The 9,583-nt window shown below is 64.2% G+C and carries 7 protein-coding genes; all 7 read left to right on the top strand.

Annotation, left to right across the window (positions count from 1 at the left end):
- Window positions 1–2,866: alpha-2-macroglobulin (locus EN984_RS11555; protein WP_164765439.1), on the top strand; the 2,866-nt coding region annotated here is incomplete at its 5' end.
- Window positions 2,867–3,078: 212 nt separating this feature from the next.
- Window positions 3,079–5,169, top strand: a complete 2,091-nt coding sequence (gene pbpC / locus EN984_RS11545) for a penicillin-binding protein 1C (protein ID WP_127271861.1) — start codon at window positions 3,079–3,081, stop codon at window positions 5,167–5,169.
- A 64-nt stretch (window positions 5,170–5,233) separates the two neighbouring features.
- Entirely contained in the window at window positions 5,234–5,986 is a 753-nt protein-coding gene (locus tag EN984_RS11540) for a M15 family metallopeptidase (RefSeq protein WP_127271863.1), read from the top strand.
- A gap of 220 nt (window positions 5,987–6,206) precedes the next feature.
- Window positions 6,207–7,232, top strand: coding sequence for a sulfate ABC transporter substrate-binding protein (locus EN984_RS11535; RefSeq protein ID WP_127271865.1), 1,026 nt, complete (start codon window positions 6,207–6,209; stop codon window positions 7,230–7,232).
- Between the two features lie 21 nt (window positions 7,233–7,253).
- Window positions 7,254–8,105 (top strand): sulfate ABC transporter permease subunit CysT, encoded by an 852-nt coding sequence (cysT, locus tag EN984_RS11530; protein WP_013530875.1) that lies wholly within the window; start codon window positions 7,254–7,256, stop codon window positions 8,103–8,105.
- A complete protein-coding gene (gene cysW / locus EN984_RS11525) occupies window positions 8,098–8,982 on the top strand; it encodes a sulfate ABC transporter permease subunit CysW (RefSeq protein WP_127270916.1) in 885 nt (294 codons plus the stop codon). The genes cysT and cysW overlap by 8 nt, the downstream gene beginning before the upstream one ends.
- A gap of 13 nt (window positions 8,983–8,995) precedes the next feature.
- On the top strand, window positions 8,996–9,583 hold a 588-nt coding region (locus EN984_RS11520; RefSeq protein ID WP_127383746.1), incomplete at its 3' end, for an ATP-binding cassette domain-containing protein.

Below are 9,583 nucleotides of genomic sequence, written 5' to 3'. Positions count from 1 at the left end.
GGTCAAGGTCGAACGCAATTACCAGTGGTACCGCTCCAACAATTCCTGGAACTACGAGCCGGTCACCTTCACCAAGTCGATCGCCAACGGCCAGGTCGACCTTAGCGCCGACGGCGGCGCGACGGTCTCCGTGCCGGTCGATTGGGGTCAGTACCGCCTCGAGGTCGAGACATCGGATCCCGAGGGACCGGCGACAAGCTACGAGTTCGATGCCGGCTGGTATGTCTCCTCGACCACCACCGAAACGCCTGACGGCCTCGAAATCGCCCTCGACAAGGACAATTATGCCGCCGGCGAAGTGGCCAGGCTGAAAGTCTCGCCGCACTTTGCCGGCGAACTTCTCATCAACATCGGTTCCGACAAACTGTTGAAGACCGTCACGGCATCCGTGCCGGCCGGCGGCAGCACGGTCGACATACCGGTCGGCGACGATTGGGGTGCCGGTGCCTATGTCACGGCAACCCTCTTCCGGCCGGGCGATGCGCAGGAAACGCGCATGCCGGCCCGCGCCATCGGCGTGAAATGGCTGAAGGTCGATCCGGGCTCGAAAAAGCTCGCCATCACCTTGACGCCGCCGGACAAGACCATGCCGCGCCAGCAGCTGTCGATCCCGGTTTCGGTCGCCGGCGTGCAGCCGGGAAGCAATGCCTACGTCATGGTTGCCGCCGTCGATGTCGGCATCCTCAACCTGACCAACTACAAGGCCCCGGATCCGGAGAACTGGTTCTTCGGCCAGCGCATGCTGGGCATGGAAATCCGCGACATATACGGCCGCCTGATCGACGGCTCGCTCGGCAACACCGGCAAGCTCAGGACCGGCGGCGACGGCGCCAACATGCAGGCGCAAGGCAACCCGCCGACCGAAAAACTGGTCGCCTTCTTCTCCGGCATCGTCGAACTCGATGCCGACGGCAAGGCGCGGGTCGACTTCGACATCCCGCAGTTCAACGGCACCGTGCGCGTCATGGCCGTCGCCTGGACCAAGGATGCGGTCGGCCACGCCCAGTCCGATGTCATCGTGCGCGATCCCATCGTGATCACCGCTGGCCTGCCACGCTTCCTGGCGCCTGGTGACGCCGCCGTCATGCGCCTAGACGTCGCCGACACCGATGGTCCGGCCGGCGACTATGCGTTCTCGATCGAAACAACGGGTGACCTGTCGACCGGCGACAAGCCCCTGCCCCAGAAGCTGACGCTCGCCCAGGGCAAGCGCCAGACGCTGACCGTGCCGCTGGTCGCTCAGACGGCCGGCAATGCCTCGCTCACCGTCAAGCTTGCCCATGCCGACGGCACCAAGGTCGAGCAGACGCTCTATGTGCCGGTGCGCCCGGCGCAATTGCCGGTGACCACCCGGCTGGTGGTCGACCTCAAGGGCAATGGCGGCGCGCTGCGCGTCGACAAGGAACTGCTGGCAGCCAGCCTGCTCAATGGCGCCTCCGTCAGTGTCGGCGTTTCGCAGGCCGCCGCCTTCGACGTGCCGTCGCTGCTGATGACGCTCGACCGCTACCCCTATGGTTGCGCCGAGCAGACCACCAGCCGCGCCATGCCGCTTCTCTACGTCAATGAGTTGGCTTCCGGCGTCGGCATGGCCAGCGACCCCGATATCCATGGCCGCATCCAGGACGCCATCTATAAGGTTCTGAGCTATCAGGCCTCGGGCGGCAGCTTCGGCCTGTGGGGTCCGGGCTCCGGCGATCTGTGGCTTGATTCCTATGTCACCGATTTCCTGACCAGGGCGCGCGAGCAGAAATACGACGTGCCGAGCCTGGCCATGAACCAGGCGCTGAGCAATTTGCAGAACTCGCTCGGCTATGACCAGAGCGTCCAGGACCGTGGCAGCGAGATCGCCTACGCCCTCTACGTTCTGGCCCGCAACAAGAAGGCCTCGATCGGCGACCTGCGCTACTATGCGGATACCCAACTCGAAGCTTTCTCAAGCCCGATGGCCGTTGCCCAGCTGGCGGCAAGCCTGGCGCTCTACGGCGATACACCGCGCGCCGAAGCCACCTTCAAGACCGCCTTGCAGTTGGCAAAGTCCACCACCGACTACGACTACTACCGCTCCGACTACGGTTCGCGGCTGCGTGATGGCGCGGCGATGCTGGCGCTGGCGGCGGAATCGAAGCCGGTGCCGACCATCGTGCCGGAACTGATCAAGCTGGTGACCAGGGAACGCGCGGAAGCCCGCTGGACCACCACCCAGGACGAATCCTGGATGCTGCTGGCGGCCCGCGCGCTGAAGGAGGGCAATGATACGATCATGCTGGCCGTCAATGGCGCGGCGCATTCCGGCGGCTACTCCAACCAGGTGGAAGGCTCTGACCTGGCCGACAGCCCGCTGACCATCGCCAACACCGGCAAGACCCCGCTGCAGGCCGTCGTCACCACCGTGGCGTCGCCGGTCCAGCCCTTGCCGGCCGGCGGCGACGGCTTCACCATCAACCGCACCTACTACAAGCTCGACGGCACCGAGGCCAATGTCACCGAGGCGACGCAGAACGAACGCTATGTCGTCGTGCTCAAGGTCAACGAGCAGAACAAATGGCCGTCGCGCCTGCTGGTCACCGACCTGTTGCCGGCCGGCTTCGAGATCGACAATCCCGGCCTGGTCTCCAGCGCCCAGTTGACGAACTTCTCGTGGCTGGCGCAGACCGATGCCGCGCATCTCGAATTCCGCGACGACCGTTTCGTCGCGGCGTTCAACCCGGCCGACGGCGATCATGACCACAATCTGACGCTCGCCTATGTCGTGCGCGCGGTGACGCCTGGTACCTATGCGCACCCGGCGGCAACGGTGGAGGACATGTACCGGCCGCAATATTCGGCCCGCACCGCCACCGGCATGATGGAGGTCAAGGCGCCGTAAGGCGCCTTGGCGAATATGAAAGTGAGGCTTGTGCTGCCCCCCATTGCCCTGCCGGGCATTTCTCCCCGTATAGTGACGGGGAGAAAGAGGCCTGCAACAAAGCTTTCGCCAACTTTGAACGTTGCTGGAAAAGCGCCAAGGGCCATGACAGCACCCTTCTCCCCGTCACTATACGGGGAGAAGGTGGCGGCAGCCGGATGAGGGGCGGCGCCATGCTTTCCAAGAAGTTCCTTCGTCGCACGGCCGTTGCAGGAGCCTCCCTCATTGGACTCACCGCAATTGCCGCCACCACCCTCTGGGCGCTCGACCGTGCCTTCCCACCCCCGCTTCCAGCCGAACTCACGGTCTCCACCGAAGTCCAGGACCGCGACGGCGAATTGTTGCGCGCCTTCGCCACGCCGGACGGCTACTGGCGGCTCGAAACCCGCCTCGACCAGGTCGACAAGCAGTTCGTCGACATGCTGGTCACCTACGAAGACAAGCGTTTCTGGGACCATGAAGGTGTCGACGTGCTGGCGCTGGCCCGCGCCGCCGGCCAGTTCGCCACCAGCGGCCGCATCGTCTCCGGCGGCTCGACGCTTTCGATGCAGCTTGCCCGGCTGATCGAGCCGCGCGAAAGCCGCAGCCTCGGCTCCAAGGTCAAGCAGATGCTGCGCGCCATCCAGATAGAGCGGCGGCTGTCGAAACGCGAGATCCTCGAACGCTACCTGACGCTGGCGCCTTATGGCGGCAATCTGGAAGGCGTGCGCGCCGCCTCGCTCGCCTATTTCGGCAAGGAGCCGAAACGGCTCACCGTTTCCGAGGCCGCCCTGCTCGTCGCTCTGCCGCAACTGCCGGAAAAGCGCCGGCCCGACCGCAATTTGAAGATCGCCCACGCCGCCCGCGACCGGGTGCTGACCCGAATGGTCTCCTCCCGCCTGCTCGGCGAGCGCGAGGCCGCACGGGCCTCCCTCGACGATGTCTCGGACCTGCGCCGCACGCTGCCGGCGCTCGCCGCGCACGCCGCCTATGCGATGTTGCCCAAGGCCGTCCCCGGTCAGCCCTTGCAGCTGACGATCCGCAAGAGCGTCCAGGAGGGGCTGGAACAGGTGGCGAGGGACGCGGCCACCAAGCTCGGCCCCCGCCTGTCGGTCGCTATGGTGCTGGCCGACTCCCGCACCGGCGACATCCTTGGCGAAGTCGGCTCGGCCAATTTCTTCGACGCAAGCCGCTCCGGCTGGATCGACATGACAAAGATCGTCCGCTCGCCAGGCTCGACGCTAAAGCCCTTCATCTACGGTTTGGCCTTCGAACAGGGCCTGGTGGCGCAGGAAACGCTGATCGACGACAGCCCCGTCGATTTCTCCGGCTACCGGCCGAAGAATTTCGACATGGGCTACCAGGGCGATGTCAGCATCCGGCAAGCGCTACAATTGTCGCTCAATGTGCCGGCGATCCGCGTGCTCGACGCGGTCGGGCCAACGCGGCTGATGGCGCGCTTCCGCCAGGCCGGCGTCAGCCCCATACTGCCGGTCAACGAAGCCCCGGGCCTGGCCATCGGTCTTGGCGGCGTCGGGGTGACATTGCGCGACCTCGTCCAGCTCTACACAGGGCTCGCCAATGGCGGCAAGACGCACACGCTGCATGACGGCACCGAGCCTGCCGATGCCGAGCGCACCAGCGCCACCATCCTCGACGGTCAGGCCAACTGGCAGATCATCGACATATTGTCAGGCGTCAAGCCGCCCGAGGGGGCCTTGCAGCGCGGCATCGCCTACAAGACCGGCACGTCCTACGGATACCGCGACGCCTGGTCGGTCGGCTTCGACGGCCGCTACGTGCTGGGCGTCTGGGTCGGCCGCCCCGATGCCGGCGCGGTGCCCGGCCTTTCCGGCTATGTCTCGGCCGCTCCCATCCTGTTCGAGGGTTTTGTCCGCTCGGGCCTCGCCACCGTCCCCTTGCCGGGCAAACCGCCCGGCATGTTCAGCCCCAGACGCGAGGACCTGCCGGTGACGCTCGCCCGCTTCGGCGCCGGGTCGGATGGCCTGGTGCAGGCGACGGTGAGCGAACCCGCACCGACCATCATCTTCCCGCCTGACGGCGCCCGCGTCGATCTCGGCACCAATTCGGCCGACGCCTCGCCACTGGTGCTGAAGCTGCAAGGCGGCCGTGCGCCGTTCCGCTGGCTCGCCAACGGCAAGCCGCTGGCAGGCATCGATCGTCGCCGCACCGCGACCTGGCAGCCCGACGGCGCCGGCTATTCGACGCTGACCGTCATCGACGCCGCAGGGCGTGCGGCGAGTGTGAAGGTGTTCGTCGAATAGATCGCGCCAAGAGATTCATGGAATTGGCTTTCCGGACGCTCGGCAGATAGCAGGATACTCACCCATGCCTGTTCCGAGGCACCCCTCGCGCAATCCGTTCTTGTCGGCAGCCTCGGCACTGGCAGCAACAATCCTTGTCGCGGCAACCACCCTCCCCGCTTTGGCCGATGCCCTGCCCGCCGGCTTCGTCCGGCTCGCCGATGTCGATCCCTCGATCCGCCAGGACATACGCTACGCCGGATCGGACAATTTTCTGCATCGCAAGGTGGACGGCTATGACGCCCCGGCCTGCATCCTCACCGAGCAGGCGGCAAAGGCACTGTCCGCCGTCCAGAAAGCGATCGCCGCCAAAGGCCTGACCCTGATGTTGTTCGATTGCTACCGCCCTGCCCGCGCCGTCGCCGACATGAATGAATGGACGCGCGATGGCGGGTCGCCCGATCCACAATGGTATCCGAAGGTCAGGCGCAGTGAGCTGATCGCCAAGGGTTATGTCGGAGAACTATCGACCCATTCACGTGGCTCGACCGTCGATGTCGCCGTCGCCCGGACGGACCGCAGGTCCAGCCCGAACCAGGCCTGCGGCGCGGGCGATGCCGACACGCTCGATTTCGGCACCGGCTTCGACTGCTTTGATCCGATGAGCGAAACCGCCCACCGAGGCCTTGCCAGTGAAGTGGCGGCAAACCGCAAGATGCTTGTCGACGCCATGCGCGCCGGCGGCTTCAAGAACTATGCAAGGGAATGGTGGCACTTCACGCTGAAAAGCGAACCGTTCGCCAGACAGCGTTTCGACTTTCCCATCACCGCCGATTGATGCACCGGACCAAATTCCGCACCTTGCCTCGGCACCGCCCCTTGCTAGATAGGCTGAGTGGCCGGGTCATGGATTCTTCCTTTGGCCTCAAGAGGAAAATATTTCTCCTAACGGCGAAATGGCGTCGAACATTTTCTCAAGAGGGGCAAAAAAGGCAACATTGAATGCATCTAATTTCTACCAATTCGGTAGATTTGGCGCGGGTTCAACGGAGGCAGAAATGACCAAACCTCATTTCAGGAAACTGCTCGGCGCACTGGTCGCCACATCTGTCCAGTTCGGCACGCTCGGTTTCGCGTTTGCCGATACCACCATTCTCAACGTGTCCTACGATCCGACACGCGAGCTCTACAAGGCCTATGACGAAGCTTTCGTCGCGCATTGGAAGGCCGAGACCGGAGAGACCGTCACCGTCCAGCAGTCGCATGGCGGATCGGGCGCCCAGGCCCGCGCCGTGATCGATGGCCTCGATGCCGATGTGGTGACGCTGGCACTTGAAGGCGACATCAACGCCATCGTCTCGAAGGCGAAGAAGATCAATCCGGACTGGCGCACCAAATTCGAAAACAATTCAGCGCCTTACACCTCGACCATCATCTTCCTCGTCCGCAAGGGCAATCCCAAGGGCATTCACGACTGGAGCGACCTCGTCAAGGACGGTGTCCAGGTGATTACGCCCAATCCCAAAACCTCCGGCGGCGCGCGCTGGAACTATCTCGCCGCCTGGGCCTACGCCAACGCCAATGACGGCGGCGACGAGGCCAAGACCAAGGAGTTCGTCGGCAAGCTCTACGCCAATGCTCCGGTGCTCGACACCGGCGCGCGCGGCTCGACCGTGACCTTCGCGCAAAAGGGTCTTGGCGATGTGCTTATCGCCTGGGAAAACGAGGCCTATCTGGCGCTCGACGAGTTCGGTGCCGACAATTTCGACATCGTCTACCCGCCGACCTCCATCCTGGCAGAACCGCCGGTGGCGGTAGTCGACGCCAATGTCGATGCCAAGGGCACGCGCAAGGTCGCCGAAGCCTATCTGAGCTGGCTCTATTCCAAAGAAGCGCAGACGATCATCGCCAAGAACCATTATCGTCCTGCCAAGCCCGATCTGGTGCCGGCCGAGGACCTCGCCAAGCTGCCGCCGATCAAGCTCGTAACCATCGACGATCCACAGTTTGGTGGCTGGAAAAAAGCACAGCCTTATCATTTCGGCGATGGTGGTATATTCGACCAGATCTACAAGCCCCAGTAAGCAGTCGATATTCAGGACGACATGACCACAGCACCCGCCCAGGCGGGGTGGCGATTCAGGCAGCCGAGCGTCATTCCGGGTTTCGGATTGACGCTCGGCTTCTCGCTTGCCTACCTCACCCTCATCATCCTCATCCCGCTATCCGGGCTGCTCTGGCGCTCGGCCGCCCTTGGCTGGCCTGAATTCTGGGCGATCGCCACCGATCGCCGCACCATCAATGCGCTGAGAATCAGCTTCGGCACCGCCTTCGTCGCGGCTGCGGTCAACGTCGTCTTCGGCACGCTGGTCGCATGGGTGCTGGTGCGATACCGTTTCCCCGGCCGCCGCATCGTCGATGCCATGGTCGACCTGCCCTTCGCCCTGCCGACGGCTGTGGCCGGCATCGCGCTGACCACGCTCTACGCGCCGAACGGCTGGATCGGCAAATTGCTGATGCCGCTCGGCATCAAGGTCGCCTATACGCCGCTCGGTATTGTCATCGCGCTGATCTTCATCGGCCTGCCCTTCGTCGTGCGCACCGTGCAGCCGATCATGGAGGAGATCGACAAGGAAGTGGAGGAAGCCGCCGCCACGCTTGGCGCCAATCGCTTCCAGATCATCACCCGCATCCTGTTTCCGGGCCTGGCGCCGGCCATCGTCACCGGCTTCGCCCTCGCCTTCGCGCGTGGCGTCGGTGAATACGGCTCGGTCATCTTCATCGCCGGCAACTTGCCCTACAAATCAGAAATCGCACCCCTGCTGATCGTCATTCGGTTGGAGGAATACAATTATCCGGCGGCGACAGCGATCGCGGCGATCATGCTCGCTCTGTCGTTCATCATGCTTTTGGTCGTCAATCTCGCACAGTCATGGAGCCGCAAGCGCTATGGCTGACCCGGAGATCAAATCCTACGAACCGCATCATGAAAGCCAGTCGGCGGCGGTCACTGAAAGCCGCCCTGCGCGCCTTGCTCTGATGGCCGTCGCCTTCGCCTTCCTCGGCATTTTCCTGCTCTTGCCGCTGATCATCGTCTTCAACGAAGCCTTCGCCAAGGGCATCGGTGCCTACACCGAAGCGCTCGGCAGTGCCGACACGCGCTCGGCGATCCGGCTGACGCTGCTGGTGGCGGCGATCTCGGTGCCGCTCAACATCGTCTTCGGCATCTCCGCCGCCTGGGCGATCGCCAAGTTCGAGTTCAAGGGCAAGGCCTTCCTGACCACGCTGATCGACCTCCCCTTCTCGGTCTCGCCGGTCATATCGGGCCTCGTCTATGTGCTTCTGTTCGGCGCCCAGGGGCTGCTCGGCACATGGCTGAAAGCGCATGGCATCGTCATCCTGTTTGCCGTGCCGGGCATCGTGCTGGCCACAATCTTCGTCACCTTCCCCTTCGTCGCCCGCGAGTTGATCCCGCTGATGCAGGAACAAGGCAATGGCGACGAGGAGGCAGCGCTTTCGCTCGGCGCCAATGGCTGGCAGACCTTCTGGTACGTGACCTTGCCCAACGTCAAATGGGGGCTGCTCTACGGCGTGCTCCTGTGCAATGCGCGTGCCATGGGCGAGTTCGGCGCGGTATCGGTGGTGTCGGGCCACATACGCGGCCTGACCAACACCATGCCGCTGCATGTCGAAATCCTCTACAACGAGTACAACGCCGTCGGTGCCTTCGCCGTCGCTTCATTGCTTGCGGGCCTGGCGCTCGTCACGCTGGTCTTGAAAACACTTCTCGAGATGCGCTACGGCGCCGAGATCGCCGCGACACGCGGGCACTGACAAAGGGACCACTATGGAAGTTCGCGTTGCCAACGTGCGCAAGGAGTTTGACCAGTTTCCGGCGCTTCACGACGTGTCGCTCGACATCAAGTCGGGCGAACTGATCGCGTTGCTGGGACCGTCCGGTTCCGGCAAGACGACGCTGCTCAGGCTGATCGCCGGGCTGGAGCGGCCGACACGGGGAAAGATATTCTTCGGCGACGAGGACGCCTCGCACAAGTCCATCCAGGAGCGCAATGTCGGCTTTGTCTTCCAGCACTATGCGCTGTTCCGGCACATGACGGTGGCGGACAATATCGGCTTCGGCCTGAAGGTCCGGCACGGACCGTCGCGCCCGCCGGCGCAGGAGATCCGCCGTCGCGCCTCCGAGCTTCTGGACCTCGTCCAGCTTTCAGGGCTCGAAAAGCGCTATCCGGCGCAGCTCTCCGGCGGCCAGAGGCAGCGCGTGGCGCTGGCGCGCGCCATGGCGATCGAGCCCAAGGTGCTGCTGCTCGACGAGCCGTTCGGCGCGCTTGACGCGCAAGTGCGCCGGGAATTGCGCCGCTGGCTGCGCGAAATCCATGACGCCACCGGCCACACCACCGTCTTCGTCACCCACGAC

The sequence above is a fragment of the Mesorhizobium sp. M7A.F.Ca.CA.004.12.1.1 genome (assembly GCF_003997835.1).
Lineage (GTDB): Bacteria > Pseudomonadota > Alphaproteobacteria > Rhizobiales > Rhizobiaceae > Mesorhizobium.
Note: the sequence above shows the minus strand (reverse complement) of the source record. Positions and strands in the feature narration are given on the sequence as shown.